Origin of the sequence: Paraburkholderia sp. BR10882 (genome assembly GCF_040948855.1) — a bacterium.
Lineage (GTDB): Bacteria > Pseudomonadota > Gammaproteobacteria > Burkholderiales > Burkholderiaceae > Paraburkholderia > Paraburkholderia nodosa_A.
The window spans coordinates 139,197-165,913 of the sequence record NZ_JBFPKP010000001.1 but is presented as its reverse complement, the minus strand read 5'-3'; the positions used below and the strand labels follow the sequence as shown (position 1 = coordinate 165,913).

Genomic DNA, 26,717 nt, shown 5'->3' with positions numbered 1-26,717 from the left:
ATGACGCTCGACGAACTGCTCGCGCAGGTTCTGGCCTTCCGTGACGAGCGCGACTGGGAGCAGTTTCACACCTTGCGCAACCTGATCGTTTCCACCAGCATCGAGGCTGGCGAGCTGCTGGAAACGGTCCAGTGGAAGACCGACGCGCAGATCGACGCACAGCTCGCCGATCCCGCGCAGCTCACGCATCTCAAGCACGAATGCGCAGATGTGTTCATCTACCTGTTGCTGGTCGCCCATACCGCCGGGATCGATCTGGTCGAAGCGGCGGCGGAAAAGCTCAAGCTGAACGCACAGCGCTATCCCGTGGAGAAGGCAAAAGGCAGCGCCGCAAAATATTCCGAGCTTTGATTGCCGGAGCGGCGGCGAGCTGACTCACCGCCCCTTCACGCGCGCGCTGTGAGACTCAATCGTCCGAATCGTCCTCGTCGTCCTGTTCGACCGATTTCGCCGGCGTCCCGTACTTCTTGACGAGTTGCGCCTTGAAGTCCGCGAGCGTGGGCTGCTCGTCGAGCAGGCCGTAGAGCGAAGCGAGTTGCGTCTGCCAGTCGTGCAGTTCCGTGGCGAAAATGCGCAGACGCTCCACCGTATCGAAAGCGCCCGCCGTATCGCCATCCAGCGCCTGCAAGACCGCGTAGCGCCGCAGCACCGTTTCGCCGGGCAGCAGCGCGATGGCGCGCTGGTGCGCGTAAAGCTTGCTCGGCAGGCTCGCGGCGTTCATCGGCAACAGCGTGGCCATACCGTAGTCGCCCCAAGCGCCGAACAGGCGCGAAGGATCGTCGCCGTAGTCGCGCGCCGGGTGCTGACCGTAATACAGCACCTCGGCGCGGTTGTAGTCGCGCAGCACCGGGTACAGCGCCGCGACGCCGCCGAACACGACCACCGCATACACGCCGAGCGAGACGCGCGGCGGCACGACACGCAGCGGCTTCGTCTCCAGCAGGCCGAACACGAACATCGCCGGCAGCAGGAAGAACATGTACTGCTGCGGATATTCGACGAGCGCATGCATGACGAGCACGCCGATCAGCATGAAGCCGAACACGCGCTCGGCGGTATGCGGCGCGCGCAGCCCGCGCACGAACCACGCGACGAGCCCGATCACGACGATGGCAAGACCGACGAGGCCGGTCTTCGCGAGCAGGTCGAGGAAGATGTCGTGCGCGTTGTTGGCGATCTCGACGCCGCCAAGCGAGCGCGCCAGCTCGAACTGGTGCACCGGGAAATCGCCCCAGCCGACGCCTAGCACCGGATGCGACTTGAACATCGTCCAACCGTAGCGCCACAGTGCGAGGCGCGGCGCGATCTGGCTGGCGTCCTTCATGCGCTCGGCGGCGGACTGCGCAAGGTCCAGGCCGTAGTGGACGTTGGCCCAGCGCACGAATGCATTCATGCCGAAGAAGATCAGCACGAGCACGAACGGGATGGCCCAGGCGCGCACGCCGCCGGCCTTGCGGCCCGCACCCGCACCGCGTCCCTCGTCGCCTTCGCTGCGGCAGCCCGTGAGCGCGATCCACAGACCCGCGACGAAAATCACGCCCATCTGCAGCCACGGCCCGCGCGACACGGTGAGCGCGAGACCGCCCGAATAGATCACGGTCAGCACGCCCCACAGCAGGATGTTCAAACGCCGCGTGAGGACGAGGTACATCGCACCCGCCATCGCAAAGGCGATATAGGTGGCGAGGTGATTGGCCTGCGCCATGTTGCCGAACGGCCGGCGATCGACCGTGATGTTGTACGCCACCACGAGCGGCGTGACCTTCGTCTCCAGGTGAAAGAGCTGGATCACCTGGGTGAATACGGCGAAGAGGCCGCCGAACTGCAGCGCGAAAGCCGCCCACACGAGCGCCGATTGCATGAGGCGCGCGCGCGTGATGGTGTAGCCCGCGTGCGTCGCGAGGAACGCGGCGAGCAGATAACCGGCGCCGAGCCAGTTCATCGAAGGCTCGGCAAGCGGCAGTGCGAACGTCTGCACGATCAGCAACAGACCGAAGAAGAGCGGCACGAGCGCGACCGTGGGCGATGCGAAGCCCTCGCCTGCGCGCGCCGGGCGAATGAGCAGCAACGTCGCGGCGCCCATCAGCACATAAAGTGTCAGTGCAACGAATTCCGCGTAGAAAGTCGGAATCGGATAGGTGTGGTTGACGACCGCATAGGGCAGCGTCAACGCGAGGGCCAGCGGGACGAACGTAAGGTAACGCGCAAAATTGGAAGGCATGGTTGGGCGGGGGCGTTCAGCAACGGGGCACTATACAAAACTTTTCCCCCGCTGTGCGGGTGCGGCCGGTCGGGTCGCATCCGCGTGCGCTGCGCGAGTGGGCTTGAAAGCGCTCACGGTTGCCCCCGCACCGATGCGCAAACCTTATGCGCGGCACTCCGGCGGTGCGAGGTTGCCCGCCAGCGTTGCGGCGTCCGTGGGCGATGGGCCCGTGCCCGGCGCGCCAAGAGACGAAGCCGTCTTGCCCGCTGCGAAGCACTCCCACGTGAGCGTGCCGCCCTGCACACTGCCCTGGGCGAGCACGACGCGCGCGGTGGGCGCATCGGCGTTGTCGGGCACCGAGGGTACGAGCACGATGGTGTTGCTGCCCTCGGGCGCCACGCGCGAAGTGAAAGCGACCGTGATCTGACCGGTCGTGTCATCGATATGCAGCGACTGCACGTTGCGCGTGGCGGGCGGCACCGTGTAGCCCGCGCCGAACGCGTTGCCGCTCGCGGCGTTCTCCGCCACGGCGAGGCGCGCGGAAGCCGCGAGCGAAAGGCCCTCGCCCACGCGGCTGCGGGCGAGGTAATCCTGGTACGCGGGAATGGCGTAGGCCGCGATCACACCGACGATCGCGAGCACGATCATCAGTTCGATCAGCGTGAAGCCGCGCGCGGTCCAGCGCCCGGCAATGCTCGCGAGGCGCGAGAGTCTGGCAAAACACGCGCAGCCGTTGGGCGGCTGCGGGTTCATGGGAAGTGCGGATACGATCATCGTCAGGGCTCCTGAAACAAGAAACGCCTGCTCACAGTCGTGAACAGGCGTCTTGATCGTATCGGCGGCCCGTGCTGCGCAGCAGTCGGCCAGATGGCCCAGGCACTATGGCACAGCCATGCGCGCTCAGTGCGACTGCGGCCCCTGCGTCGCGCTGCGCTGCGCGTTGCGGCGCCGAAGCCAGGTGCCGAGCGCGACGACGAACACGGCCCCCGCCACGCACATGCCGTATTCGGCCGCTGGCGTATCGAGCAGCGGCCAGCGGTCGCCGGCGGGATCGTTGACGATGAGCCCGCCCGCAATCCAGCCGAGCAGCGCGGCGCCGAGCGTCACGATCACCGGGTAGCGGTCGAGCAATTTCAGTACGAGTTGGCTGCCCCACACGATGAGCGGAATGCTCACCATCAGCCCGAAGATCACGAGTGCGATGCGATGGCGCGGATCGGCCGCTTCGGCAGCGCCCGCAATCGCGACCACGTTGTCGAGGCTCATCACCGCGTCGGCAACGACGATCGTCTTGATCGCGCCCATCAGCTTCTCGGCAGGCTTCACGTTGGCGTGCTCGAGTTGACTGGGCGCGAGCAGCCGAACGCCGATCCACAGCAGCAGCAGGCCGCCTGTGAACTTGAGGAACGGCACGTTGAGCAGCACGACGGCGAAGGCGATCAGCACCACGCGCAGCGCGATCGCGCCCGCGGTGCCCCACAGAATGCCGCGCATGCGCTGCTGCGAAGGCAGGTCGCGGCAGGCGAGCGCGATCACCACGGCGTTGTCGCCGCCGAGCAGGATGTCGATGACGATGATCTGGATGACAGCGCCCCAGTGGAGCGTCGCGAAAAACTCGAGCATGGAGACGAAGACTCAGCCGTGACTCAGGATAGGCGGCTCATACGGCGAGCCAAATAAAAAAGCGAGGAGGCCATGACTGGCTCCCTCGCTCTTTGTTCGGAAACCTCGTGAAAGGATTCCGCAAGCATATCAAAAAACGCCGGCCGCCCGCGCATACATGATGCACGAGTGGCGGCGCATTTCGAATTTACAGCATCGCCTTCAGCAGACGACCCATTTCCGACGGGTTGCGCGTCACCTTGATGCCGCACGCGTCCATGATTTCCAGCTTCGCGTCGGCCGTATCCGCACCGCCCGAGATCAGCGCGCCGGCGTGGCCCATGCGCTTGCCCGGAGGCGCCGTGACGCCTGCGATGAAGCCAACCACCGGCTTCTTCATGTTGTCCTTGATCCACTCAGCGGCGTTCGCTTCGTCCGGACCGCCGATTTCGCCGATCATGATCACGGCGTCCGTATCCGGATCGTCGTTGAACATCTTCATGACGTCGATGTGCTTCAGACCGTTGATCGGGTCGCCGCCGATGCCGACTGCCGACGACTGGCCGAGGCCGATCGCGGTCAGCTGGGCAACCGCTTCATACGTCAGCGTGCCCGAACGCGACACGACGCCGATGCGGCCCTTGCGGTGAATGTGACCCGGCATGATGCCGATCTTCAGCTCGTCCGGCGTGATCGTGCCGGGGCAGTTCGGGCCGAGGAGCAGCGTCTTGCGGCCTTCGCGGCGCATACGGTCCTTGACTTCGATCATGTCGCGGACGGGAATGCCTTCCGTGATGCAGATCGCGAGATCGAGATCGGCCTCGACGGCTTCCCAGATCGCAGCAGCAGCGCCTGCCGGCGGCACGTAGATGACCGAAACGGTCGCGCCGGTGGCGTCCTTCGCTTCACGCACGTTCGCGTAGATAGGAATGCCTTCGAAATCTTCGCCGGCCTTCTTCGGGTTCACGCCAGCGACGAACGCTTCGCGGCCGTTTGCGTACTCACGGCACGCGCGGGTATGGAACTGACCGGTCTTGCCGGTGATGCCCTGCGTGATGACCTTGGTGTCTTTGTTGATCAGAATCGACATGTATTGACCTCTTTTCGTTTGGCGCCGCGCGTCGCGTCATCCGCGCCTTGCGTTGCGGATTTCGCGCCGGCACGCCGCCATTCGTGTCCGGTGAAAATTACTTGCCTTCGGCAGCCGCGACGACCTTCTGCGCGGCTTCTTCCATGCTGTCTGCCGAAATGATCGGCAGGCCCGATTCGGCCAGCATCTTCTTGCCGAGGTCCTCGTTCGTGCCCTTCATGCGCACGACGAGCGGCACGTTCAGGTTCACGGCCTTCGAACCAGCGATCACGCCTTCCGCGATCACGTCGCAGCGCATGATGCCGCCGAAGATGTTCACGAGGATCGCCTTCAGGCCCGGGTTCTTGAGCATGAGCTTGAACGCTTCCGTGACCTTCTCGGTCGTGGCGCCACCGCCCACGTCGAGGAAGTTCGCCGGCTCGCCGCCGAACAGCTTGATGGTGTCCATCGTCGCCATGGCGAGGCCTGCGCCGTTCACCAGACAGCCGATGTTGCCGTCGAGCGAGATGTACGCGAGGTCGAACTTCGAGGCTTCGATTTCAGCCGGATCTTCTTCGTCCAGGTCGCGGTAAGCGACGATTTCCGGATGACGGGACAGTGCGTTGGAGTCGAAGTTGAACTTCGCGTCGAGCGCGATGACCTTGCCGTCGCCGGAGACGTTCAGCGGGTTGATTTCAGCCAGCGATGCGTCGGTTTCCCAGAATGCCTTGTACAGGCCTTGCAGGATGGCGCGGGCTTGCGGAATCGAAGCAGCCGGCACGCCGATCTTCGCGGCGAGGTCGTCGGCCTGAGCGTCGAGCAGACCCGTCGACGGCTCGACGATGACCTTGTGGATCAGTTCCGGGTGCTTTTCGGCGACTTCTTCGATGTCCATGCCGCCTTCGCTCGAACCCATCAGAACGATCTTTTGCGACACGCGATCGACGACGAGGCTGACATACAGTTCCTGCTTGATGTCGGCGCCTTCTTCGATCAGCAGACGGTTGACCTTCTGGCCTTCCGGACCGGTCTGGTGCGTGACGAGCTGCATGCCGAGGATCTGGTTCGCGTATTCGCGGACCTGCTCGATCGTCTTGGCAACCTTCACGCCACCGCCCTTGCCGCGGCCGCCAGCGTGGATCTGCGCCTTGACGACCCAAACCGGACCGCCCAGCTCTTGAGCGGCCTTGACCGCGTCATCCACCGAAAACACCGGGATGCCGCGCGGGACCGCGACTCCGAATTTCCGCAGGATTTCCTTACCCTGGTACTCGTGAATCTTCATGCGTGATTCCTTCAGTCTGAGAGTTGGAGTGAACTTCGATTCCGCTGTTGTTATTCATGCGAGACGGCGTCGGCCCTGCCCTCTTGGCCCGGGCTCCGGCTGTCGCGCACGCTGGGGGTTTCCGCGCCGCGTGCGATCGAACGCGGCACATGGCCATACCAGCGCGGATAAAACTGCTTCACCGCCTCCCCGTCGAACCGCAGCGCGTGGCAGCGGCCCAGCTGGAAGGGCGGCTTTTCACCGGCGGCCTCGTTGCCTCCGGCGGTCTTGCCGAGTTCCGGTCCGGGCGCTTCACCCGGCGAGCCATTCGATGTGTCCCACACTGCCCCGACGAACGCCTGGATCGCAGCGGTCGGCAAAACGCCCAACATTTCTGTGAGGTGTGTGCAGCCGACCGTGCCGGCGAGGAGCCGGCCCGCTTCACGGCGGAAATTGTCGAGGAGATTGAGCCCGATAAGGGCCCGATAGGCGGGATTGGCGTTCTGGCACTGACCGTCGTAAGGCACCCAGTCGGACGACGCTTCGGCGTCGACGACATTGAGCTTGCGATCGATCTTAATACGCAGCCAGAGTTCATGGATCGGCAGACCATTGGGCCGGACACCGGCGGCAAGCGGCACGTCGCGTGGCTTGTGGTCGGTCAGGCACGCGTCGATGTCCCACAGGCCGTCTTCGCGCTCATAGGCAACCGCCCGGATGGCGCGCTGATGGCGCAACTGGCGGGGCACGGGCGGAGAAAGCGGCATGCTAAAGGTAAGACCGGATTGGAAAACCTCGTGATTTTAACATACCGAGTATTTGAGACAGCCGCGAACACACAGGCCGGGCGGGGACTTGCCTGAGCGGATTTTTCGAGACGGCCGGCTCAGTTATCGGACCAGTCTTCGTCGATTCCCTTGAGGATCTTGCCGATGATCGACATCGAGAAGCCGCGCGCCGCGAGAAAGCGCGCCTGGCGCGCGCGTTCGGCGGGCGTCTCAGGCAACTGGCCGTACTTCTTCTGCCAGACCGTGCGGGCGCGGACGAGCTCGGTCTCACGCAGTTGCGAGCTCACCTCTTCGATGAGCGCTTCGCCCACCGCGTGGCGCTTGAGTTCGCTGACGATACGCCCTGCCCCCACGCGCGACGCGCGCCGGTGCACGACGCTTTCGGCAAAGCGCGCGTCGGAGAGCCAGCCCTCGCGTTCGAGTGAATCGAGCAGCACTTCGAGTGCGTCGGCGTCCTCGGTGTACGGCATGAGCTTGCGCGAGAGTTCGGCGCGGCTGTATTCGCGGCGCGAAAGATAGCCGAGCGCGCGGCCCTTGAGGGAGCGCTCGGGGCGCTGCTTCGCCGTGGACGACTTTTCGCGCTCGCTGGCGCGTGCGGCGCGGCTGGCCGAGCTGCGCTCGTATTGGTCGGCTAGCGGCGCGCTGGATTCGCGCGCTGTTTCGAGAGGCGCGCGACGCGATCGCTTGAATGTGGGTTCGGACAGCGGTTCTGGCGGCACGTTTGCCGCCTCTTCATCCGCCCCGCTGAAGAACGCCTCGAACGGGACTTCGAAGACCGCGCCGCCATCGTCGCTGAGATCGGCGGGCGAAGAAAACGCGGCGCCAGAATGCGCAAAGCCGCGATCGCCCGCCTGGGCGTCGCGGCTCAAATGGCCAGAACGGCTCGTGCGCGAGTCGGCAGGCTTGACGGCGGAGCGCCGCTCGGCGCCCCTGTCCGCAGGCGAACCCGCGTGCGGGTTAGCCTGCTCGCCGGAAGGCGAGGACGTGGGTGACCCGCCCTTGCGCATCAGCTTGCCTTATCTACGAGAGCCTGTGGACTTACTCTTCGTCAGCGACTTCGACTTCGCCGGAGTCCTTGACGCCGTCCGGCATCGTGCTCACGCCAAGCGACTCGCGGATGCGGTTTTCGATCTCGCGAGCAATGTCCGCGTTCTCACGCAGGAATTCACGTGCGTTGTCCTTGCCCTGGCCAATGCGCTCGCCGTTATAGCTGTACCACGCACCCGCCTTGTCGACGATCTTGGCCTGCACGCCGAGGTCCACGATTTCGCCCTGACGCGAGATGCCCTCGCCGTAGAGAATGTCGAACACGGCTTCGCGGAACGGCGGCGAGACCTTGTTCTTCACGACCTTCACACGCGTTTCGCTGCCGATCACTTCGTCGTTCTTCTTGATCGAACCGATGCGGCGAATGTCCAGACGCACCGACGAATAGAACTTGAGCGCGTTGCCGCCCGTGGTGGTTTCCGGGTTGCCGAACATCACGCCGATCTTCATGCGGATCTGGTTGATGAAGATCACCATGCAGTTCGTCTTCTTGATCGTGCCGGTGAGCTTGCGCAGCGCCTGCGACATCAGACGCGCCTGCAGACCCGGCAGCGAGTCGCCCATTTCGCCTTCGATTTCCGCCTTCGGCACGAGCGCCGCGACCGAGTCGATCACGATCATGTCGATCGAGCCCGAGCGCACCAGCGCGTCGGTGATTTCGAGCGCCTGCTCGCCCGTGTCCGGCTGCGAGATGAGCAGTTCGGGCACGTTCACGCCGAGCTTGGCGGCGTATTGCACGTCGAGCGCGTGTTCCGCGTCGATGAACGCCGCCGTGCCGCCGAGCTTTTGCATTTCGGCGATGACCTGCAGCGTGAGCGTGGTCTTACCCGACGATTCCGGACCGTAGATCTCGACCACCCGGCCGCGCGGCAAACCACCCACGCCAAGTGCGATGTCGAGGCCGAGCGACCCGGTGGAGACTACCTGGATGTCCTCGACCGCCTCGCCGTCGCCGAGTCGCATGATCGACCCCTTGCCGAACTGCTTTTCGATCTGCGCGAGCGCGGCGGCCAGCGCCTTGCTCTTTTCAGCAGTCAGCCCAGCCGAGCCTTTCTTGCTATCTTCCATGAATCGTCCTTTGCTATGATGAACGGCGTCTCGTGACCATGCGCACGCCTCATTCGGGCTAATGCACACGAACGCAGACACTGTATAAAAAAACAGTGGTTTTGGCAAGCCTTTCTGGCTATCCAGAACCGCGAATTTCGGGAGACCGCCGCGCGTCGCCTGGCCGCGCCTTCAAGGACGCGGCGCGGCGCGGGTGTTACGAGCCTGACTACGAGGTCTAAAAGCCTCGAAGGCGACGCTGGCGCAACATGCGAATCCTCATTGCCGAAGACGACAGCATACTCGCGGATGGACTCGTGAGATCACTCCGCCAATCGGGCTATGCCGTTGATCACGTGCGTAGCGGCGTGGATGCCGATACTGCGTTGTCGATGCAGTCGTTCGACCTCCTGATCCTCGATCTGGGCCTGCCGAAAATGCCGGGCCTCGAAGTGCTGCGCCGTTTGCGCGCGCGCAATTCCAACCTGCCCGTGCTGATCCTCACCGCCGCCGACAGCGTGGACGAGCGCGTCAAAGGCCTCGACCTCGGCGCCGACGACTACATGGCCAAGCCTTTCGCGCTCAACGAGCTCGAAGCGCGCGTGCGTGCGCTCACGCGGCGGGGTGCGGGCGGCGGCCCGACCGTCGTGCGGCACGGCGCGCTGGCGTTCGACCAGGTGGGGCGCATTGCGCGCATCAACGACCAGGTGCTCGATCTTTCCGCGCGCGAACTGGGCGTGCTCGAAGTGCTGCTGCAGCGGCTCGGGCGGCTCGTCTCGAAGGAGCAGCTCGTCGACCATCTGTGCGAATGGGGCGAAGAAGTCAGCAATAACGCCATCGAAGTCTACGTGCACCGGCTGCGCAAGAAAATCGAAGCGGGCGGCGTGCGCATCGTGACCGTGCGCGGGCTCGGCTACTGCCTCGAAAAGGAGGCGAAGGAAGCGCAGGCCGGCGCAGGCCAGACGCCCGCCCGGACCGAGGCCGGCACGCCCGACGCCGCGCCGGCGATGCCCGCCAGCCACCACTTCAAGTAGGCAGGATCGACGATGGCCGGGCGTCCTCCCATCGCGCGCGCCGTGCCGCCCAAGGGCGCCGCAGGCGTTGCCGGCCCGGCCGGCGACAGCGTTTCGGGCGCGACCGCATTCGCGGCCGACGCCCTCGACGACGACGCGCGCGACGCCCGCTACGCCAATCCGTTCGCCCCGCCCGACGAAGCCGAAGCCGCCGCCGAGGCCCGCCCGCGCTCGCTCTTCGGCGAGATTCTCGACTGGATGCTCGCGCCCCTGCTGCTGCTCTGGCCGATGAGCATCGCGGTCACGTATCTCGTGGCGAAATCGATCGCCAACGCCCCGTTCGACCGCGCGCTCGAAACCGACGCCTATGTGCTCGCGCGCCAGATCCAGCCCGTCAACGGCGTGGCCGAGCTGACACTGCCCGCCTCCACGCGCGACTTCCTGCGCGCCGATAACGTCGACAGCGTGTTCTATCAGGTGCTCGGCAGCCGTGGCGAGCTGATCGGCGGCGATCGCGACATGCCGCTGCCCCACGACGACGACCGCCCGCCGCCGGGCCTCGTCGAATTCCGCGACGACACGCTGCATGGCATCGACATCCGCGTCGCCTATACGACCGTGGAGCCGACGCATCCGAGCGTCGGCGATCGGCAAGGTCAACCCGTGCTCGTGCAGGTCGCGGAAACGCTCGACAAGCGCCGCCAGCTCGCCAACGACATCATCAAGGGCGTGATCCTGCCGCAGTTCGTGATCTTGCCGCTCGCGATCCTGCTCGTGTGGTTCGGGCTCTCGCGGGGCCTCGCTCCCCTGCACGCGCTGCAGTCGAACATCCGCATGCGTCGCCCCGACGATCTTTCGCCGCTCGAAGCGCGCCGCGCGCCGCCCGAAATCGAGCCGCTCGTCACCTCGTTCAACGACCTGCTCACGCGCCTCGAACAGAACATGGAGCTGCAAAAGCGCTTCATCGCCGACGCCGCGCATCAGATGAAAACGCCGCTCGCGGGCTTGCGCACCCAGGCCGAGCTCGCGCTGCGCCAGGACGCGCCCGCCGAAGTGCACCGCTCGCTCGAGCAGATCGCGACGAGCTCCGAGCACGCCGCACGGCTCGTCACCCAGCTGCTCGCACTCGCGCGCGCGGAAAACCGCATGTCCGGACAGGTCTTTACCTCGGTGGACGTGGCCGACGTGGCGCGCCACGCCGTGCGCGACTGGGTGCAGCCGGCGCTCGCCAAGCAGATGGACCTCGGCTACGAAGGCCCCGAAACGGCCGGCGGCAGTGAGGAAGACGATGGCGAAGCGGGGGCGCGCATCGAAGTGGACGGCAACCCGGTGATGCTGCGCGAGATGCTCTCGAACCTCATCGACAACGCGATCCGCTACACGCCCGCGGGCGGGCGCATCACCGTGCGCGTGCGACCCGAGCCCTCGGCGGGCATGGTCCATCTCGAGGTGGAAGATACGGGCATAGGCATTCCGAGCGCCGAGCGCGAACGCGTGCTCGAGCGCTTCTACCGCATTCTCGGGCGCGACGGCGAAGGCAGCGGGCTCGGGCTCGCGATCGTGCGCGAGATCGCCACGATGCACGGCGGCATGCTCGCCATCGACGATCATGTCTATCAGGACACGCCGCGCCTCGCCGGCACGCTCGTGCGCGTGACGCTGCGCTTGCGTACGCAGGCCTGAGCGGCATTGCCGGCGCTTTGGCGGCGAAACCACCGCGAAACTGACGGACCGCGTCAGAAAACCGGGATGGGACTTACCCTTACCCGATACGCTTCGAGCGAGTCAAAATCTGCACGTTAGAAGATACTTGCCGATCGATGCCTGACTTTGCTCGCGAATTCAGCGAAGTTAGCCGACGCCACCCCACGCCGACGCTGCACTCAGAAACCCACACCCGCGTCAGAAGCCCGTAAGTTTCCATTCCAATAATGCTCCGCAGGACCGCCGGTCTACGAGTCGCCTGCCCGACGGACCACACGCATATCAATACTGGAGACATCTATGGCAACCGTTGGCGGACAAGTCTCGCACGCGCCGATGACCAGCGACGAAAAACGCGTGATCTTCGCGTCGTCGCTCGGCACCGTGTTCGAGTGGTATGACTTCTACCTGGCCGGATCGCTCGCGGCCTTCATCAGCAAGAGCTTCTTTTCCGGCGTCAATCCCACTGCCGGCTTCATCTTCACGCTGCTCGGCTTCGCTGCGGGCTTTGCCGTGCGTCCGTTCGGCGCGATCGTGTTCGGGCGCCTCGGCGACCTCGTGGGCCGCAAGCACACGTTCCTCGTCACGATCGTCATCATGGGTATCTCGACCTTCGTGGTCGGCTTCCTGCCCGGCTATGCGTCGATCGGCATTGCGTCGCCGGTGATCTTCATCGGCATGCGTCTGCTGCAGGGCCTCGCGCTCGGCGGCGAGTACGGCGGCGCCGCGACCTACGTCGCGGAACACGCGCCGGCCGGACGACGTGGCTTCTACACCTCGTGGATCCAGACGACCGCCACGCTTGGCCTGTTTCTCTCGCTGCTTGTGATCCTCGGCGTGCGCACCTTCACCGGCGAAGAGCAGTTCGCCGCATGGGCATGGCGCATTCCGTTCGTCGCCTCGATCCTGCTGCTCGCGGTTTCGGTGTGGATCCGTCTGCAACTCGACGAATCGCCGGCGTTCAAGCGCATCAAGGCCGAGGGCAAGGTCTCGAAGGCCCCGCTCACGGAAGCATTCGGCCAGTGGAAGAACCTCAAGGTCGTGCTGCTCGCGCTCTTCGGCGTCACGGCCGGCCAGGCCGTGGTCTGGTACACGGGCCAGTTCTACGCGCTCTTCTTCCTGACGCAGACGCTCAAGGTGGACGGCGCCAGCGCCAACATCCTGATCGCGGTGGCGCTGCTGATCGGCACGCCGTTCTTCCTGTTCTTCGGCGCGCTCTCCGACAAGATCGGCCGCAAGCCGATCATCATGGCTGGCTGCCTGATCGCGGCGCTCACCTACTTCCCGATCTTCAAGGCGATCACGCACTACGCGAACCCCGCGCTCGAAGCCGCGACCGCACGCGCACCCATCGTCGTGATCGCGGATCCGGCCGAATGCTCGTTCCAGTTCAACCCGGTCGGCACCTCGAAATTCACGAGCTCGTGCGACATCGCCAAGAGCGCACTTTCAAAGGCCGGCCTGAACTACGAGAACGTGGCCGCCCCGGCAGGCACGCTCGCGCAAATCAAGGTGGGCGACACGACCATCGACACGTTTGACGGCCGGGCGCCCGGCGCCAAGGAAGCCGGCGCGCTGTTCGAGAAGACGCTCGCGGCTACGCTGAAAGCGGCGGGCTATCCGCTCAAGGCCGATCCCGCGCAGCTCAACTGGCCGATGACGGTGGTGATGCTCACGATCCTCGTGATCTTCGTGACCATGGTGTACGGGCCGATCGCGGCGATGCTGGTGGAGATGTTCCCGACGCGCATCCGCTACACCTCGATGTCGCTGCCGTATCACATCGGCAACGGCTGGTTCGGCGGCTTCCTGCCGGCGACGGCCTTCGCGATCGTGGCGGCGCGCGGCGATATCTACTCGGGCCTCTGGTATCCGATCATCATCGCGCTGGGCACCTTCGTGATCGGCATGCTGTTCGTGAAGGAAACCAAGGACTCGGATATTTACGCGCAGGATTGAGGCTGTGAGCGCTGCCGGGTGGGGCTTCTCGCCCGGCGGCCGCCTTCCCTGCAAAAAAGATGACGAAGGGGGTTGACAGCCTCCGGCTGTACCGCGATAATTCTTTTCTTCGGCGAATTAGCTCAGCCGGTTAGAGCGACGGAATCATAATCCGCAGGTCCGGGGTTCGAATCCCTGATTCGCCACCAGTTGCAAAAGAAAGCCGCTGTCCCACAAGGACAGCGGCTTTTTTCATTGCCGCGTGCCTGGCGAACCGGAGTCCGCCGGACCGCACGGCATTCACCTGATCTGCTTGCGCTCCCGCTTCGTTTCGTACATCGAACGATCTGCGTATTCGATTAGCGCCGTCATCTCGGTGCCGTCGTCGGGCAGGATGGCAACGCCTACGCTCACGCCAAGATCGATGCGATGTCCTTCGAACTCGAACGGCTCGCCCACAGTGTCCACGAGCCGGCGGCTATACGCCTCGGCGTCCCCGCGCCCCGCGATGCCGGGCAGGATCACGGCGAACTCGTCGCCGCCCACGCGCGCGGCCGTGTCCACGCGGCGGCTGTGGCGCGCAATGCGCGTCGCGGTCTCGCGAATCGCCGCGTCGCCGGCGCGATGCCCGTAGCGGTCGTTGATCGGCTTGAGGCCGTCCATGTCGAGATTGAGCACGCCGAGTCCGCCCGACGAGCGCAGCGCGAGGTCCACCGACTGGCGCAGGCGATCGTAAAAGAGCGCGCGATTGGGCAAACCGGTGAGCGCGTCATGCGTCGCGCGCAGATAGAGCTCGCTCGTCTCGTGCCGCGCGGCGTGGAACATGGCTGCGGCGATGAGTTCGGACATCAGCGAGAGCGTGCGGATGTCCTCGTCCTTGAAGGCGTCGACTTCCGAATTCGTGACTTTCAGAACACCGACGGTCGTCTCGAGATGCTTGAGCGGCGTGACGATCATCGAGCGCAGGCCGGCGCGCCGGCACGCTTCGCGGTCCACGCGCGGGTCGGTTTCGGAGTCGTCGCAGCGCAGGATCTCGCCCTCGCGCACGCACAGGCCCGACAGGCTCGTTTCACGCGCGAGGCGCAATCCGAGGAGGTTCGCGACGTTGCCCGAGGCCGCGCGGTAGACCATGTCCTCGCCCTCGGCGAGTTCGACGACCGCACCCTGGGCTCGCGTGAGCTGCTCGGTGCGCTCCGCCACGTAGGCCATCACGCCGCCGAGATCGAGCCCGAGCTTCGCGATGTCCGACTGCGCCTTGATGATTTCCAGCAGGGTTGCGTTGTCCAGTTGCGTGTCTTTCGCTTCGCTCTTCTTCATCGCTTAACCGTTAGCCTTGCCTTTGACTTGCTGACGGCACTGTAAGCCACGGCGCCGTTCGATCGAGCTAAAGCATAGCAAACGTCATTGCATGCGCCAGCGCAATCGTTTTACATCTGCAATTCGCTGCGTTTTTCGCGATTCGTTGCGAAGACACCCATTCGGCATACGCGTTCATCGCTCGATGCGCTCGCGCGTGAGGCGCAGCAACGCCGCCATTGCGCGGCTCGCCGCATAGGCGTCGCGTTGCACGATCGCCTCGTACACGAGGGTGTGGTCGGGCAGCGCGGCGTTGAACACCTCCGCGCGCTTTGCGTTCACGCGCAACTGGCCTTCGAGCGTGCGCTCGATCAGCGTGCCGAGCGGCACCAGCAATTCGTTGCGGCAAGCGCCCAGCACCGCGAGATGAAAGCGCAGGTCGGCGCGCACCCATTCGTCCACATTGCGCGCTTGTGCCATGGCCTCGTGCGCGGCGGCGATCGACGCGAGCGCATCGGAATCATGCGCGTTCGCGGCCAACCCTGCCGCAAACGGCTCGATCATCTCGCGCATTTCCTGGAGCTTGAGCGCAAAAGCAAGCGGCGGCGCCACGCGCGCGTACCAGTCGAGCACGTCGGCATCGAGCAGATTCCACGCTTCGCGCGCACGCACCCGCGTGCCCACGCGCGGACGCGACTCCACGAGCCCTTTCGAGGTGAGCGTGCGCAGCGCCTCGCGCAGCACCGTTCGGCTCACATCGAACGTTGCCATGAGTTCGGCCTCGCGCGGCAGGACCGTCGCGGGCGGGTAGTCGCCACGCAGGATCGCGCTGCCGAGTTCGTAGGCCACCGTGCCGTGCAGATCGCGTTGAATCGCCGTTCTCCTGGATATTGGGAAGCGTTGCGAAATAATACTATTAATAGCACTTAAAGGCGAATTTTGCAGTAGCATGGGCGGATGAAGACGTTGCCGCTCGCGCGTGATGCGAGCGCCGCCCTACCGCTCAAGGTCATGGAGACACCGCATGAAAATCACCAGGCTCGAAACCTTCGTCGTCCCGCCGCGCTGGCTCTTTCTGAAGATCGAAACGGACGAGGGGATCGTCGGCTGGGGCGAGCCGATCGTCGAAGGTCGCGCGCATACGGTGGCCGCGGCCGTCGATGAACTCGCCGACTATCTGGTCGGCAAGGATCCGCTCCTCATCGAGGATCACTGGCAGGTGATGTATCGCGCGGGCTTCTACCGCGGCGGCCCGATCTCGATGAGCGCCATTGCCGGCGTCGATCAGGCGCTCTGGGACATCAAGGGCAAGCATCATGGCGTGCCCGTTCACGCGCTGCTCGGCGGCCAGGTGCGCGACAAGATCAAGGTGTATTCGTGGATCGGCGGCGACCGTCCGAGCGACGTCGCCAACAACGCGCGCGCCGTAGTCGAGCGCGGCTTCAAGGCTGTGAAGATGAACGGCTCCGAAGAACTGCAGATCATCGACACCTTCGACAAGGTGCAGGGCGTCATCAACAACGTCGCGGCCGTGCGCGAGGCCGTGGGCCCGAACGTCGGCATCGGCGTGGACTTCCATGGCCGTGTGCACAAGCCGATGGCCAAGGTGCTCGCGAAGGAACTCGATCCGTTCAAGCTGATGTTCATCGAAGAGCCCGTGCTCTCGGAGAACGTCGAGGCGCTGCGCGACATCGTCAACCAGACCAGCACGCCGATCGCGCTGGGCGAGCGCCTGTATTCGCGCTGGGATTTCAAGCACATTCTCGCGGGCGGCTACGTGGACATCATCCAGCCCGACGCCTCGCACGCGGGCGGCATCACCGAGTGCCGCAAGATCGCCGCGATGGCCGAAGCCTATGACGTCGCGCTCGCGCTGCACTGCCCGCTCGGACCGATCGCGCTCGCCACCTGCCTGCAAATCGACGCCGTGAGCTACAACGCGTTCATCCAGGAGCAGAGCCTCGGCATCCACTACAACAAGGGCAACGACCTGCTCGACTACATCAGGAATCCCGAAGTTTTCAAGTACGAAGACGGCTTCGTCTCGATTCCGCAGGGCCCGGGTCTCGGCATCGACGTGAACGAGGAGAAGGTGCGCGAGATGGCGAAGACCGGTCACCGCTGGCGCAATCCGGTTTGGCGTCACGAAGATGGCAGCGTCGCCGAATGGTGATGCGCAAATGAACGCCGAACGCGCGGCGCGCAGCGTGAAGTGACGCGCTCGATGCTGCGCGTTTCGGCGACGTAACATTTCGCGTGGCTTTGCGGGCTTCGGCGCGCGCGCTCGCGAGACGCGCGCACGCCTTATGTCGTTTGCGCACACAGCCAGTTCATGGAATGCCGCGCCGCGCAAGGCGCGGCCATCATCGAAGACACGCGCCGAACGCGAACGCCACCCACTGGCCTGCTCCTTGCAGATTCCTTTGCAACCCAACCTCGGTGTTGCAAAGGACTCCATGGACGCGTCGCTTCCCGACTATCTGATCCGCGAACAAGCCGCCGTCGGCGCACTCGTCGCCTTCGGCTTCCTGCGCGTGCTCGCTGCCGCAATCGCCTTCACGCGCGGCTGGCGCATTCGCTGGATCGAGTACGCCGCGATCGGCGCCGCGGCGCTATGGTGTGCGCCGCAGTTGATCGCGCTGATCGCTAATCCAACCTCCGTGGCTGCGCTCGCGGAGCTCGAAGGCAACGCCACGGGCTGCGCCCTCGCCCTCTTCTTCTCACCGATCCTCAGTCACCGGCTCGGCTACGAATAAGTTGCGGCGACGACGTTTCAGCCCTGCAACACGTAGGCCGGCACGCTGTGCGCGAGCGCGGCTGCGGCCACCAGCACGCCGATCATCACGATGGCTTCGAGATGGATCACGTTGACGAACCGGCGCGCCGCCGCCGTCGACGCCGCGCGCCGCAACTCGGGCATCGCCACGAGCCGGTTGAAGCCGCCCATCGCGAGCGCGAGCAGCACGAGCACAGCCTTGAGCATCAACACGCGGCCCCAGGTGCTGCCGACGATGGCGTCGATCGAGCCGCCGCTGCCGCGCAGCGCATCGAACACGCCCGTCGCGATCACGAAGCCCACCGCGAAGAACGCCACATTCGAAATCTGGCCCGCCGTGCGGATCAGCACGCCGCGTGCCGTCGATGCGCCGAGCGCCGGCAGCACGGCAAGCCCTCCCGCCATGACGATGCCGCTCCACGCGCTCGCGCTGAGCAAGTGGAGGGTATGCAGCCCGAGCGCAGCCGAGGCGAAGCCCGCATCGGCGGCGTGTCCGAGCCCCGCGCGCCCCGCGGCGATGGCGACGAGCGCGAGCCACAGCACACCGTCGCGCGCCACGCTCGAAGCCGCGAACGCGCAGCCGAGCAGCACGAGCGCACCGACGAACGCGACGGTCCACGCGTGTCCGACGTGCGTTTGCGAGAGCACCGTGCCGACCACGCCGAACGCGCTGGGCAACGGTTCGCCGCTGACCGACGCGCTCTCGTAGAGCATCCACATGATGAGCGCCGCCACGAGCACGAACGCCGCGGCGCGCAGCGAGCGTTGCGCACGCAGCCATGCGAGGCGTGCGGGCGCGACGTGCGTGCGGCCGTCCTTGTCGAGCCAGGCGCCATAGAACGCCGAGCCGAGCGCGAATGCGTAGGCGATGTTGACGATGGCCGCCATGGCGACCTGCCCGATCCAGAGCCAGTCAGCTTTCATCGGACCTCGCCCTCCCGCGTGTTGCGGGTCGCACGGACTTCGCGCGAAGGGGATCGGTCGGCTGGATGCAACGATAGGGAAAGTGCAATTGGAGTCATCGAGACAAGTGGCAAGGAAACAACATGAAAACGGCAACAGCAGCACGCGCAAGCATCACGTCGCGTGACCCGCAAGGGTGCCTGCTTCGATAGCCGCCGCGCCATTCGGTTCAATGCGGGCTCGATGCGGCTTCAACGCGCATTCCATGCGCGAGCATCGAGCCGAGGCACGAGACCGGAAGTGGCGGCGGCATGCGCCCGGCATGATGACATGCATGCACCGGGCAACGAGCGGCTCGCCGAATGGGGCGCGGGTGCGGGACAACCCCGTGTCACCGATTGGCGAACAGGTGCAGAATCATAACCGGCACCGACGCGACGATCGGCCGCAAGCACGTCGCGGTGGCGCCTCGAAGCCATCGGAGGGCGTTTGTGGTGCATGCGGCAAATGGTCACTATGAGTTCCCGATGCTAGAATCTGCTGCGTCGCCGCAGCGCGCACGGTCTGCTGCTTTCATCGCGCGCAGCCTGGAAGCCGGGCCGTTCGAAGCCTGGTCAGGTCCACGATAAAGATGGAGTTACGCGTGTCCCCAAGACGTATCTTCCGACCGCTCATTCCGCTCGTCGCGCCTCTGGCAGCAGCACTTTTGCTCGGGACGACAGGCGTTCTCAGCGCTGCACATGCCCAGACGGCGGCCTCCGCGCCGCAGGCCAAAGCCCCGGACACGATCGCCGCACGCGTGCAGGGCTGCACCGCGTGCCACGGCTCGCATGGGCAGGGCACCGACAACGACTACTTCCCGCGTCTCGCCGGCAAACCGGCCGAGTACCTGTTCAACCAGCTAATGAACTTTCGCGAGGGGCGCCGCAAGTACCCTCCGATGAATTATCTGGTCACCTATCTCTCCGACGACTACCTGCACGAGATCGCAACGTTCTTCTCGCAGCAGCGGCCGCCCTACCCGCCGCCCGCGAAACCTTCGGTCGGCAGCGACACGCTCGCACGCGGTCAGCAGATCGTCCTGCACGGCGACCCGGCCAAACAGGTGCCCGCCTGCGCGGCCTGCCACGGCGCGAAGCTCACCGGCATGGAGCCGGCCATTCCGGGTCTGGTCGGTCTGCACATGGATTACATCAGTGCGCAGATCGGCGCCTGGCGCTCGGGCTCGCGGCATGCGAAGGCGCCCGACTGCATGCATGAGATCGCCACGCGTCTCACCGACGAAGACGTGAACGCGGTCGCGGCCTGGCTCTCCACGCAGAGCGCGCCGCAGAACCCCGTGCCGGCGCCGGCTGGCTCACTCAAGACGCCGCTTGCCTGCGGCAGCGAACCGCAATAAGGCGCCGGGGGAGACAGCCAATATGAACCGCAAGTCCCTGTTCGCACTTTCCGCCGTGATCGTGGCCGCCGCCGCGGCCCTCGTACCAGTGCTCTGGTCGGGCACCCACTATCTGCACAACGCTGCGGCGCTGGCCGCGACGCCCGTCGACCAGGCCGATCTCATCAAGAAGGGTGAGTACCTCGCGCGCGCCGGCGACTGTATCGCCTGCCATACCGTGCGCGGCGGCCAGATGTTCGCGGGCGGCCTGCCGATGGCCACGCCGTTCGGCACGCTCTACACCCCGAACATCACGCCCGACGACCAGTACGGCATTGGCAAGTGGAGCGCCGACGACTTCTATCGCGCCATGCACACGGGCCGCTCGAAGGACGGCAGCCTGCTCTATCCGGCGTTCCCGTTCGCGAGCTACACCAAGGTCACGCGCGCCGACGCCGACGCGATCTTCGCCTATCTGCGCTCGGTCCCGCCGGTCAACGTGCCCAGCCGCCCGCACGAACTCAAGTTCCCGTTCAACAACCGCAACCTGCTGATCGGCTGGCGCACGCTGTTCTTCCGCGAAGGCGAATACAAGCCCGATCCGACCAAGTCGGTCGAATGGAACCGCGGCGCGTATCTCGTGGAAGGCCTCGGCCACTGCGGCATGTGCCACACGTCGATCAACGCGGTGGGCGGCCCGGTCAACTCGGCGGCCTTCGCCGGCGGCCTGATCCCGCTGCAGAACTGGTACGCGCCGTCGCTCACGGGCAGTGAAGGCGGCCTCGGCGACTGGGACATCAGGGACATCGCAAGCCTCCTGAAGACCGGCGTTTCCGAGCGCGGCGCCGTGTTCGGCCCGATGGCGGACGTGATCCACAACAGCCTGCAATACCTCTCGGACGACGACATCCACGCGATGGCCTCGTATCTGAAGACCATCCCGCAGAAGAAGGAAGCGCCCGAAACGATGCAGATGGAGACGTCGGAAGCGTTCGGCGGCGAACTCTTGCAGCAAGGTCAGAAGATCTACCATGACCAGTGTGCAAAGTGCCACGCGGAGAACGGTCTCGGCATGCCGCCGAACTTCCCGCCGCTTGCGAACAACCAGTCGATCCAGATGCATTCGGCCGTGAACCCGATCCGCATGGTGCTCAACGGCGGCTATCCGCCAAGCACGGGGGGCAATCCGCGCCCGTACGGCATGCCGCCGTTTGGGCAGTCGCTCTCGAACCAGGAGGTCGCGGCGGTGGTGACGTTCATCCGCATGTCCTGGGGCAACAAGGGCACGCCGGTGTCCCCGCAACAGGTCGCGGACCTGCGCTCGTCTCCGCTCGACTGACGCAAAGCAGCCCACCGCCGTAAGGGCCTCCGCCCTTACGGCGGTCCCACGCAAGTGGTTACTGTTATAGTGACGGTTGCCTGATAAGGGCGCAGTCCGCGGTGCGCGGGCTGCGCCCTTCGCTATTTGGCGCCGGGGCCGTGCGGTGAAAGCGGCTCCGTGGCCCGTCAGGCCTGGTTTTGAACGCTGCGCTCGAGCACGGCGCCGCACGCGGTGGAACACTGTTCCGCCGGCGCGCGCTGCGCTCAGGAAGAACAAGGAGTGGTCGTCATGCACGCCGGTGAGCGTCTGAACAGCATTACTCACCTCGTGGGCGCGATGTTGTCGGTAGCGGGGCTCGTCTCGCTCGTGACGCTCGCGGCGCTGGATCACGACGCGTACAAGGTCGTGAGCTTTGCGGTATACGGGGCGATGTTGTGCGCGCTGTACACGATCTCGACGCTGTATCACGGCGTGCGCGGCATCCGCCTGAAGGCCGTGCTGCAAAAGTGCGACCATGCCGCGATCTATCTGCTCATCGCGGGCAGCTATACTCCGTTCACGTTGGTGACGCTGCGTGGACCCTGGGGCTGGTCGCTCTTCGGCGTGAGCTGGGGGCTCGCGGCCCTTGGCATCGTCCAGGAACTCACGCTCGGGCGGCGCACGAGAATGCTTTCGATGGCGCTCTACGTGGTGATGGGCTGGCTCGCGGTGGTGGCGGTTCGCCCGCTCGTCGAAGCCTTGCCGGCCGCGGGCACGGCGTGGCTGCTGGCCGGCGGCGTCATTTACAGCGTCGGCATTTATTTTTTCGTCAATGACGAGCGCATCCGGCACGGACATGGAATCTGGCATCTGTTCGTGCTCGCCGGGAGCGTCTGTCAATTCGTGAGCGTCGCGCGCTACGTCGCGTGACGCGTCAATGCGAAGACATCGTACGGCCGCCGCAGTGTCCGCGGCCGCATGATGCAACTTAACGCCAGACGACGGGTCTCGATAGACTTGTCCGTTCCATGAAGAAAAAACGCGGCGCGCGCACTGGCGCGCCGTCCGAACAACGCGAAAAGGCGGCTTCACCGGGCGCATTCGAACCCGGCAACACCGCTTTGGCTGCGCAGCGCGCCTTCGGGCCGCGAAGCGACGCCCGCGCTACTGCAATACAACAGGTGTTTATGTCTTTCGATTCTCTCGGCTTGTCCGAACCGCTGGTCCGCGCAGTCAACGAACTGGGGTACAGCACGCCCACGCCCATCCAGGCGCAAGCGATTCCCGCCGTGCTCGGCGGCGGCGACCTGCTCGCCGGCGCGCAAACCGGCACCGGCAAGACCGCCGGCTTCACGCTGCCGATCCTGCAACGCCTCACGGACATGCCGCCGGCAGCGAACGGCAAGCGCGTGGTGCGTGCACTGATCCTCACGCCCACGCGTGAGCTCGCCGCGCAGGTCGAAGAGAGCGTGCGCGCCTACGGCAAGTATCTGAAGCTCAGGTCCACGGTGATGTTCGGCGGCGTGGGCATCAATCCGCAAATCGACGCGCTCAGGCGCGGCGTGGATATCGTGGTCGCGACGCCGGGTCGCCTGCTCGATCACATGCAGCAAAAGACGATCGATCTGTCGCAGCTCGAGATTCTCGTGCTCGACGAAGCCGACCGCATGCTCGACATGGGCTTCATCCACGACATCAAGCGCGTGCTCGCGAAGCTCCCGCCCAAGCGCCAGAACCTGCTCTTCTCGGCCACCTTCGCCGATGAGATCAAGGCGCTCGCCGACAGCCTGCTCGACTCGCCCGCACTCATCGAAGTCGCGCGCCGCAACACCACGGCCGAAACCGTTGCGCAGAAGATCTATCCCGTCGACCGCGACCGCAAGCGCGATCTGCTCACGCACCTGATCCGCCAGCACAACTGGTTTCAGGTGCTCGTGTTCACGCGCACCAAGCACGGCGCGAACCGCCTCGCCGAGCAGCTCACGAAGGACGGCATCAGCGCGCTCGCGATTCACGGCAACAAGAGCCAGTCGGCGCGCACGCGCGCTTTGAGCGAGTTCAAGGACGGCACGCTCCAGGTGCTCGTCGCGACCGACATCGCCGCGCGCGGGATCGATATCGACCAGCTTCCGCACGTCGTCAACTACGATCTGCCGAACGTGCCCGAGGACTACGTGCACCGCATCGGCCGCACCGGCCGCGCGGGCGCGACGGGTGAAGCCGTGTCGCTCGTCTGCGTGGACGAGCATCAGTTGCTCAAGGACATCGAGAAGCTCATCAAGCGCGCGGTGCCCCAGGAGGTCATTGCGGGCTTCGAGCCAGACCCGAACGCGAAGCCGGAGCCGATCCAGCGCCGCAGCCAGCCCCAAGGGCGCTCGCCGCGCCAGGGGCAAGGCCAGGGCCAGGGCCGCGGTGCGTCTGGCGCCAATGCTGCGAACGGCGGACGCCCCGCGCAGGCGCGTGAACCGCGTGAGTCGCGTGAATCGCGTGAATCGCGCGGCGGTACTCGCGAAGGTGGCCGCGAAGGCAAGCGCGAAGGCGGCCGCGACGGCACCCGCGCACAGGCAGCAACCAACGGTGGCGGCAACGGCGGTCAGCGCCCGGCCAAGCCGGCCTCGAACGGCGGCGTGCGCACCGCCAAGCCCGTGAAACAGCAAGGCGCGAATCACGGCGCACAAGGCGCGCGCGGCGAGCATACGCGTCGCGAAAACCAGCGCGGCGTTTCGCACGAGAGCGCACTGGGCCGCCCGCAACAACGCAAGCCGCAAGGCAACCCGGGCGCGCTGCTCGGCGGCCGCCCAGGCGGCAATTCGCGCCGCGACGGCAACGGCCAGCGCGATCGCTGATCTTCGCGTCCAGAAACGAAAAAGCCCGCTCCAGCAGCGGGCTTTTTGTTTTCGTGCGCCGATGTCCTAGCGGAAGAACACGTGTTGCGTGATCTTCGCGAGCGGATAGTGCACGCCGGGCCGGATCTTCGCGGGCAGGTTGAGCGGCTTGAGCAGCATCTTCACGCACATGTCGGCGGACAGATTGTGGCGTACCAGCCTGTTCACGCGCGCGGTCAGTTCGCGGCTATAGGCCTCGTCGCGCACGCGCTCGGGGTAGCGGCCCGCGTAGACATGACGCAGCGCGATCTCGGAATCCTCGTTCTTGATCTCCATCACGCGGCGCATGAGCGCGCCGAGCACGGCGAGACGCCCGTGCCCTTCTATCTGGTTGTACTTCTTGAAATAGCGGAAAAAGTGCTTGTAGTGGCGCACTTCGTCGCTGCGGATGTTGTCGGTGATTTCCTTGAGCACGGGCTCATCCGAATACTCGCCGATCGCGCGATAGAGCGTGGCGGTGCCGGTTTCGACCACGCAGCGCGCGACCATTTCGAGCGCGCGCGTTTTCTCGAACTCCTCGAACGAACAGGTCTTCGAATACTCTTCGATGAAGGTCTGAAACGCCGCGTCCCAGTCGAACTCGGGCCACACGTACTGGATGTACGTCTTCAGCGCGCGTCCGTGCTGAAGCTCTTCGGGCTCCCATTCGCGAACGAGCCACTCGGAGACCTCGGGGTCGCCTTTGAAGAACACGTTCAGGTTGCTCGTGTAGAGGTCGGAGCCGCTTTCAATGAACGAAGAGGCGGCGAGGAGCAGCAGCAGATCTTCGTTGGCTGCGGCGCGTTGACGGTCGATACGTGTGAGATCGATGTCTTCGATGCGCCAGGGCATCACATGGCGAGGCTCATTGTCGTTACGCATTGTGTCCTACTCCCGAAGCGGCGTTTTACGCTCACGACGCGCGGCGTCCGGCCGGAGGCCCGGCGAACTGCGCCAGTCACGTGCAGTGAACGTTACCAGCCATCCCTATTTCCATCTTAGCTGTACTTTCGCGCAGCTGCAGTCACAAAGCACAGACCGGGCCCAGTTCCCGCAGTTCCGGAAATTGACGACCTCTTCGCGTTACGTCATGTGACGATCACTAACCAACGCGCAAACGCAATACCCACGGGCATACCGTGCGTTTGATGCGTAGCGTATCGAAGCGCATTCGCTCGCTGCGTGCCGCGCTGCGGCACGAACTTCAAGTGATTTCGCGAATCCAGGCGGCTCGCAGCACCGCTGCGTGCGGGCTCGAATGTCAAAGGGAAAATTTTCGGGGCGTGGTTTGTACAACGCAGCGGCGTTGACTACACTCCAGTTCCCCGAGGTAGATCCCGGGCTGGATGCCGTTTGGGCCGCGCATAGGCGGGCCTGATGGCCGGTCCCTCCAGCCAGTCGATCTGCACGGTCGCAGGCTTTCGCTCATACCACCGCATTCCTGTCGCTGCGCCGCCCTGCGGGCCGCAACCGGCGACCTCTGATGCGGCAACACGGAGAGAACGATGCTGAGTCCGCATGAATTCGCCACCCTGCTGCTAGTGCAGGACGCCCCCAACCAGCTCGACATGGAGCGAGAAGAACTGGACGCCTTGCTCGAACGACAGCTCGTCCAACTGGAGCGCCTCGCATCCGGCCTTCAGCAATGGCGACTAACCGAAATCGGCGACTCTGCGTTGCGCGCCATCAAACGGTGTTCGTAGCCTGATCCCGCGGGCCGAGTACCCGCGCAGCCACAGGCTCCATTGCCCTTTATCGATTTGCGCGGACGCATGGATCGTCCGCGAGCCCGGCTTGTCGGGCACGTCCCCGATGCAGGCGCACGGCAGTAGACGTACGCGCCTGCAGTGCATGGTCACGCGGACCCGCGCGCTTCATGCCCGCGTGACCATTTTTTTGCGCATGCCTGTTTGCACTGCTTGCACGCGCGAATGCGCGCACCCTGCCGCGGCACCCTTCGCCTATTCGCCTACCCGGCTCTCAACGTGGGGTCGACCGCCGAGCGCCAGCTCAGCGCCTGGGCGCGCTGTGCGTTGAGGAAGTTCACCCACTCACCCCGCGCCTCGCCGTTGCCGCTCTTGCCGAGCGTGGTGTATTGCTGCGCGAGCTGAGCCTGGAAACCGCAAAACTGGTCCTGGGGCAGCCTGCCGCGGCGATTGGCGACCCACGCGTCGAAAATGGCCGCGTAGACGCCCGGCGCATAGGCACCGAAATCGACCGCCTGGCCGCCGCACATCTGCTGCAAAGCGGCGAGCGACGGCGCGCGCCCCCCGCCTTCCGGGCCCGGCGGCGCGCCCACGCACCCCGTGAGCAGCACGGCTGCACCGATCATCGCAATTGCACGCATGATTGCCTCGTTATCGTTTTCGACTGGTTGGAACGACTGCATCCCGACTCGATTATTGTCGCACCGCGCCGTGCGAGCGACACCTTGACCGTTCCGTTGCGCCGAATCGAGCGCAAATCGCTTTCGGGCTATGCTGGGTCCGATGGCACGCGCCTCGTTGCGCGCCGGTCGACGCGCG

At 65.3% G+C, this 26,717-nt stretch carries 24 protein-coding genes and 1 tRNA gene; 12 read left to right on the top strand and 13 right to left on the bottom strand.

Translation table 11 applies throughout. The annotated features are described in order from the left end of the window. A complete protein-coding gene (locus AB3X99_RS00730) occupies positions 1 to 351 on the top strand; it encodes a nucleotide pyrophosphohydrolase (RefSeq protein ID WP_368615910.1) in 351 nt (116 codons plus the stop codon). A gap of 55 nt (positions 352 to 406) precedes the next feature. On the opposite strand, the gene AB3X99_RS00725 is transcribed toward AB3X99_RS00730, so the two are convergent. The 8 genes from AB3X99_RS00725 to recA form a co-directional block, all read right to left on the bottom strand. Further along, positions 407 to 2,221 carry a PglL family O-oligosaccharyltransferase gene (locus AB3X99_RS00725; protein ID WP_368615909.1) on the bottom strand — a complete coding sequence of 605 codons (1,815 nt, stop codon included), beginning with the start codon at positions 2,219 to 2,221 and terminating at the stop codon, positions 407 to 409. Between the two features lie 144 nt (positions 2,222 to 2,365). Next, on the bottom strand, positions 2,366 to 2,977 hold the full coding sequence (locus tag AB3X99_RS00720; RefSeq protein WP_342948440.1) for a pilin: 612 nt from the start codon (positions 2,975 to 2,977) through the stop codon (positions 2,366 to 2,368). Between the two features lie 126 nt (positions 2,978 to 3,103). Continuing rightward, positions 3,104 to 3,826, bottom strand: a complete 723-nt coding sequence (locus AB3X99_RS00715) for a TerC family protein (RefSeq protein WP_069262861.1) — start codon at positions 3,824 to 3,826, stop codon at positions 3,104 to 3,106. 187 nt (positions 3,827 to 4,013) lie between these two features. Continuing rightward, on the bottom strand, positions 4,014 to 4,895 hold the full coding sequence (gene sucD / locus AB3X99_RS00710) for a succinate--CoA ligase subunit alpha (protein ID WP_069262862.1): 882 nt from the start codon (positions 4,893 to 4,895) through the stop codon (positions 4,014 to 4,016). Between the two features lie 97 nt (positions 4,896 to 4,992). Continuing rightward, positions 4,993 to 6,159: an ADP-forming succinate--CoA ligase subunit beta gene (gene sucC / locus AB3X99_RS00705; protein ID WP_321930262.1), complete on the bottom strand. Its 1,167-nt coding sequence runs from the start codon at positions 6,157 to 6,159 to the stop codon at positions 4,993 to 4,995. Positions 6,160 to 6,209: 50 nt separating this feature from the next. Then, positions 6,210 to 6,905, bottom strand: a complete 696-nt coding sequence (locus AB3X99_RS00700) for a DUF2889 domain-containing protein (RefSeq protein WP_368615908.1) — start codon at positions 6,903 to 6,905, stop codon at positions 6,210 to 6,212. A gap of 119 nt (positions 6,906 to 7,024) precedes the next feature. Then, complete coding sequence (recX, locus tag AB3X99_RS00695) at positions 7,025 to 7,933, bottom strand: recombination regulator RecX (RefSeq protein ID WP_368615907.1); 909 nt, start codon at positions 7,931 to 7,933, stop codon at positions 7,025 to 7,027. A gap of 31 nt (positions 7,934 to 7,964) precedes the next feature. Continuing rightward, complete coding sequence (recA, locus tag AB3X99_RS00690) at positions 7,965 to 9,041, bottom strand: recombinase RecA (RefSeq protein ID WP_069262865.1); 1,077 nt, start codon at positions 9,039 to 9,041, stop codon at positions 7,965 to 7,967. A 248-nt stretch (positions 9,042 to 9,289) separates the two neighbouring features. Between recA and AB3X99_RS00685 the strand changes: the two genes are divergently transcribed. From AB3X99_RS00685 to AB3X99_RS00670, 4 genes are all read left to right on the top strand, one after another. After that, complete coding sequence (locus AB3X99_RS00685) at positions 9,290 to 10,054, top strand: response regulator transcription factor (protein WP_069262866.1); 765 nt, start codon at positions 9,290 to 9,292, stop codon at positions 10,052 to 10,054. Between the two features lie 12 nt (positions 10,055 to 10,066). Beyond that, positions 10,067 to 11,716, top strand: a complete 1,650-nt coding sequence (locus AB3X99_RS00680) for a sensor histidine kinase N-terminal domain-containing protein (protein WP_368615906.1) — start codon at positions 10,067 to 10,069, stop codon at positions 11,714 to 11,716. A 321-nt stretch (positions 11,717 to 12,037) separates the two neighbouring features. Then, on the top strand, positions 12,038 to 13,696 hold the full coding sequence (locus AB3X99_RS00675; protein WP_342948437.1) for an MFS transporter: 1,659 nt from the start codon (positions 12,038 to 12,040) through the stop codon (positions 13,694 to 13,696). 111 nt (positions 13,697 to 13,807) lie between these two features. Further along, positions 13,808 to 13,884, top strand: a tRNA-Met gene (locus AB3X99_RS00670). Positions 13,885 to 13,975: 91 nt separating this feature from the next. Here the strand turns inward: AB3X99_RS00670 and AB3X99_RS00665 are convergent. Beyond that, positions 13,976 to 14,992 (bottom strand): sensor domain-containing diguanylate cyclase, encoded by a 1,017-nt coding sequence (locus tag AB3X99_RS00665; RefSeq protein WP_069262868.1) that lies wholly within the window; start codon positions 14,990 to 14,992, stop codon positions 13,976 to 13,978. A 174-nt stretch (positions 14,993 to 15,166) separates the two neighbouring features. Next, complete coding sequence (locus tag AB3X99_RS00660; protein ID WP_342948436.1) at positions 15,167 to 15,922, bottom strand: FCD domain-containing protein; 756 nt, start codon at positions 15,920 to 15,922, stop codon at positions 15,167 to 15,169. A 73-nt stretch (positions 15,923 to 15,995) separates the two neighbouring features. On the opposite strand from AB3X99_RS00660, the gene dgoD reads away from it, so the two are divergent. After that, a complete protein-coding gene (dgoD, locus tag AB3X99_RS00655) occupies positions 15,996 to 17,144 on the top strand; it encodes a galactonate dehydratase (RefSeq protein ID WP_368615905.1) in 1,149 nt (382 codons plus the stop codon). Between the two features lie 283 nt (positions 17,145 to 17,427). Continuing rightward, positions 17,428 to 17,727, top strand: a complete 300-nt coding sequence (locus tag AB3X99_RS00650; RefSeq protein WP_368615904.1) for a hypothetical protein — start codon at positions 17,428 to 17,430, stop codon at positions 17,725 to 17,727. Positions 17,728 to 17,744: 17 nt separating this feature from the next. On the opposite strand, the gene AB3X99_RS00645 is transcribed toward AB3X99_RS00650, so the two are convergent. Beyond that, entirely contained in the window at positions 17,745 to 18,671 is a 927-nt protein-coding gene (locus tag AB3X99_RS00645) for a CopD family protein (RefSeq protein WP_368615903.1), read from the bottom strand. A gap of 610 nt (positions 18,672 to 19,281) precedes the next feature. On the opposite strand from AB3X99_RS00645, the gene AB3X99_RS00640 reads away from it, so the two are divergent. The 4 genes from AB3X99_RS00640 to AB3X99_RS00625 all read left to right on the top strand — a co-directional run bounded on the left by AB3X99_RS00640 (position 19,282) and on the right by AB3X99_RS00625 (position 24,174). Further along, a complete protein-coding gene (locus AB3X99_RS00640) occupies positions 19,282 to 20,049 on the top strand; it encodes a c-type cytochrome (RefSeq protein ID WP_069262871.1) in 768 nt (255 codons plus the stop codon). A 22-nt stretch (positions 20,050 to 20,071) separates the two neighbouring features. Beyond that, a complete protein-coding gene (locus AB3X99_RS00635; protein ID WP_368615902.1) occupies positions 20,072 to 21,367 on the top strand; it encodes a c-type cytochrome in 1,296 nt (431 codons plus the stop codon). Positions 21,368 to 21,637: 270 nt separating this feature from the next. Continuing rightward, the gene (locus AB3X99_RS00630) at positions 21,638 to 22,258 is read left to right on the top strand and encodes a hemolysin III family protein (RefSeq protein ID WP_368615901.1); all 621 of its coding nucleotides are present in this window, start codon (positions 21,638 to 21,640) and stop codon (positions 22,256 to 22,258) included. Positions 22,259 to 22,515: 257 nt separating this feature from the next. Then, complete coding sequence (locus AB3X99_RS00625; RefSeq protein WP_368615900.1) at positions 22,516 to 24,174, top strand: DEAD/DEAH box helicase; 1,659 nt, start codon at positions 22,516 to 22,518, stop codon at positions 24,172 to 24,174. A gap of 66 nt (positions 24,175 to 24,240) precedes the next feature. On the opposite strand, the gene AB3X99_RS00620 is transcribed toward AB3X99_RS00625, so the two are convergent. Further along, positions 24,241 to 25,074, bottom strand: a complete 834-nt coding sequence (locus tag AB3X99_RS00620) for a ferritin-like domain-containing protein (RefSeq protein WP_069262874.1) — start codon at positions 25,072 to 25,074, stop codon at positions 24,241 to 24,243. Between the two features lie 623 nt (positions 25,075 to 25,697). Here AB3X99_RS00620 and AB3X99_RS00615 point away from each other — a divergent pair. Then, the gene (locus AB3X99_RS00615; RefSeq protein ID WP_028205977.1) at positions 25,698 to 25,895 is read left to right on the top strand and encodes a hypothetical protein; all 198 of its coding nucleotides are present in this window, start codon (positions 25,698 to 25,700) and stop codon (positions 25,893 to 25,895) included. Between the two features lie 266 nt (positions 25,896 to 26,161). Here the strand turns inward: AB3X99_RS00615 and AB3X99_RS00610 are convergent, their stop codons facing one another. Then, on the bottom strand, positions 26,162 to 26,539 hold the full coding sequence (locus tag AB3X99_RS00610; RefSeq protein ID WP_176732846.1) for a hypothetical protein: 378 nt from the start codon (positions 26,537 to 26,539) through the stop codon (positions 26,162 to 26,164). Positions 26,540 to 26,717: the final 178 nt, after the last annotated feature.

What these genes read in the sequence shown, in the direction of transcription:
- AB3X99_RS00615 (WP_028205977.1), top strand. Translation starts at nt 25,698, where the DNA reads ATGCTGAGTCCGCATGAATTCGCCACCCTGCTGCTAGTGCAGGACGCC.
- AB3X99_RS00675 (WP_342948437.1), top strand. Translation starts at nt 12,038, where the DNA reads ATGGCAACCGTTGGCGGACAAGTCTCGCACGCGCCGATGACCAGCGAC.
- AB3X99_RS00715 (WP_069262861.1), bottom strand. Translation starts at nt 3,826, where the DNA reads ATGCTCGAGTTTTTCGCGACGCTCCACTGGGGCGCTGTCATCCAGATC.
- recX (WP_368615907.1), bottom strand. Translation starts at nt 7,933, where the DNA reads ATGCGCAAGGGCGGGTCACCCACGTCCTCGCCTTCCGGCGAGCAGGCT.
- AB3X99_RS00680 (WP_368615906.1), top strand. Translation starts at nt 10,067, where the DNA reads ATGGCCGGGCGTCCTCCCATCGCGCGCGCCGTGCCGCCCAAGGGCGCC.
- AB3X99_RS00665 (WP_069262868.1), bottom strand. Translation starts at nt 14,992, where the DNA reads ATGAAGAAGAGCGAAGCGAAAGACACGCAACTGGACAACGCAACCCTG.
- AB3X99_RS00625 (WP_368615900.1), top strand. Translation starts at nt 22,516, where the DNA reads ATGTCTTTCGATTCTCTCGGCTTGTCCGAACCGCTGGTCCGCGCAGTC.
- AB3X99_RS00730 (WP_368615910.1), top strand. Translation starts at nt 1, where the DNA reads ATGACGCTCGACGAACTGCTCGCGCAGGTTCTGGCCTTCCGTGACGAG.
- AB3X99_RS00610 (WP_176732846.1), bottom strand. Translation starts at nt 26,539, where the DNA reads ATGCGTGCAATTGCGATGATCGGTGCAGCCGTGCTGCTCACGGGGTGC.
- AB3X99_RS00630 (WP_368615901.1), top strand. Translation starts at nt 21,638, where the DNA reads ATGCACGCCGGTGAGCGTCTGAACAGCATTACTCACCTCGTGGGCGCG.
- AB3X99_RS00650 (WP_368615904.1), top strand. Translation starts at nt 17,428, where the DNA reads ATGGACGCGTCGCTTCCCGACTATCTGATCCGCGAACAAGCCGCCGTC.
- AB3X99_RS00660 (WP_342948436.1), bottom strand. Translation starts at nt 15,922, where the DNA reads ATGCTACTGCAAAATTCGCCTTTAAGTGCTATTAATAGTATTATTTCG.
- AB3X99_RS00640 (WP_069262871.1), top strand. Translation starts at nt 19,282, where the DNA reads ATGGAGTTACGCGTGTCCCCAAGACGTATCTTCCGACCGCTCATTCCG.
- AB3X99_RS00635 (WP_368615902.1), top strand. Translation starts at nt 20,072, where the DNA reads ATGAACCGCAAGTCCCTGTTCGCACTTTCCGCCGTGATCGTGGCCGCC.
- dgoD (WP_368615905.1), top strand. Translation starts at nt 15,996, where the DNA reads ATGAAAATCACCAGGCTCGAAACCTTCGTCGTCCCGCCGCGCTGGCTC.
- recA (WP_069262865.1), bottom strand. Translation starts at nt 9,041, where the DNA reads ATGGAAGATAGCAAGAAAGGCTCGGCTGGGCTGACTGCTGAAAAGAGC.
- AB3X99_RS00720 (WP_342948440.1), bottom strand. Translation starts at nt 2,977, where the DNA reads ATGATCGTATCCGCACTTCCCATGAACCCGCAGCCGCCCAACGGCTGC.
- AB3X99_RS00725 (WP_368615909.1), bottom strand. Translation starts at nt 2,221, where the DNA reads ATGCCTTCCAATTTTGCGCGTTACCTTACGTTCGTCCCGCTGGCCCTC.
- AB3X99_RS00685 (WP_069262866.1), top strand. Translation starts at nt 9,290, where the DNA reads ATGCGAATCCTCATTGCCGAAGACGACAGCATACTCGCGGATGGACTC.
- AB3X99_RS00645 (WP_368615903.1), bottom strand. Translation starts at nt 18,671, where the DNA reads ATGAAAGCTGACTGGCTCTGGATCGGGCAGGTCGCCATGGCGGCCATC.
- AB3X99_RS00700 (WP_368615908.1), bottom strand. Translation starts at nt 6,905, where the DNA reads ATGCCGCTTTCTCCGCCCGTGCCCCGCCAGTTGCGCCATCAGCGCGCC.
- sucC (WP_321930262.1), bottom strand. Translation starts at nt 6,159, where the DNA reads ATGAAGATTCACGAGTACCAGGGTAAGGAAATCCTGCGGAAATTCGGA.
- sucD (WP_069262862.1), bottom strand. Translation starts at nt 4,895, where the DNA reads ATGTCGATTCTGATCAACAAAGACACCAAGGTCATCACGCAGGGCATC.
- AB3X99_RS00620 (WP_069262874.1), bottom strand. Translation starts at nt 25,074, where the DNA reads ATGCGTAACGACAATGAGCCTCGCCATGTGATGCCCTGGCGCATCGAA.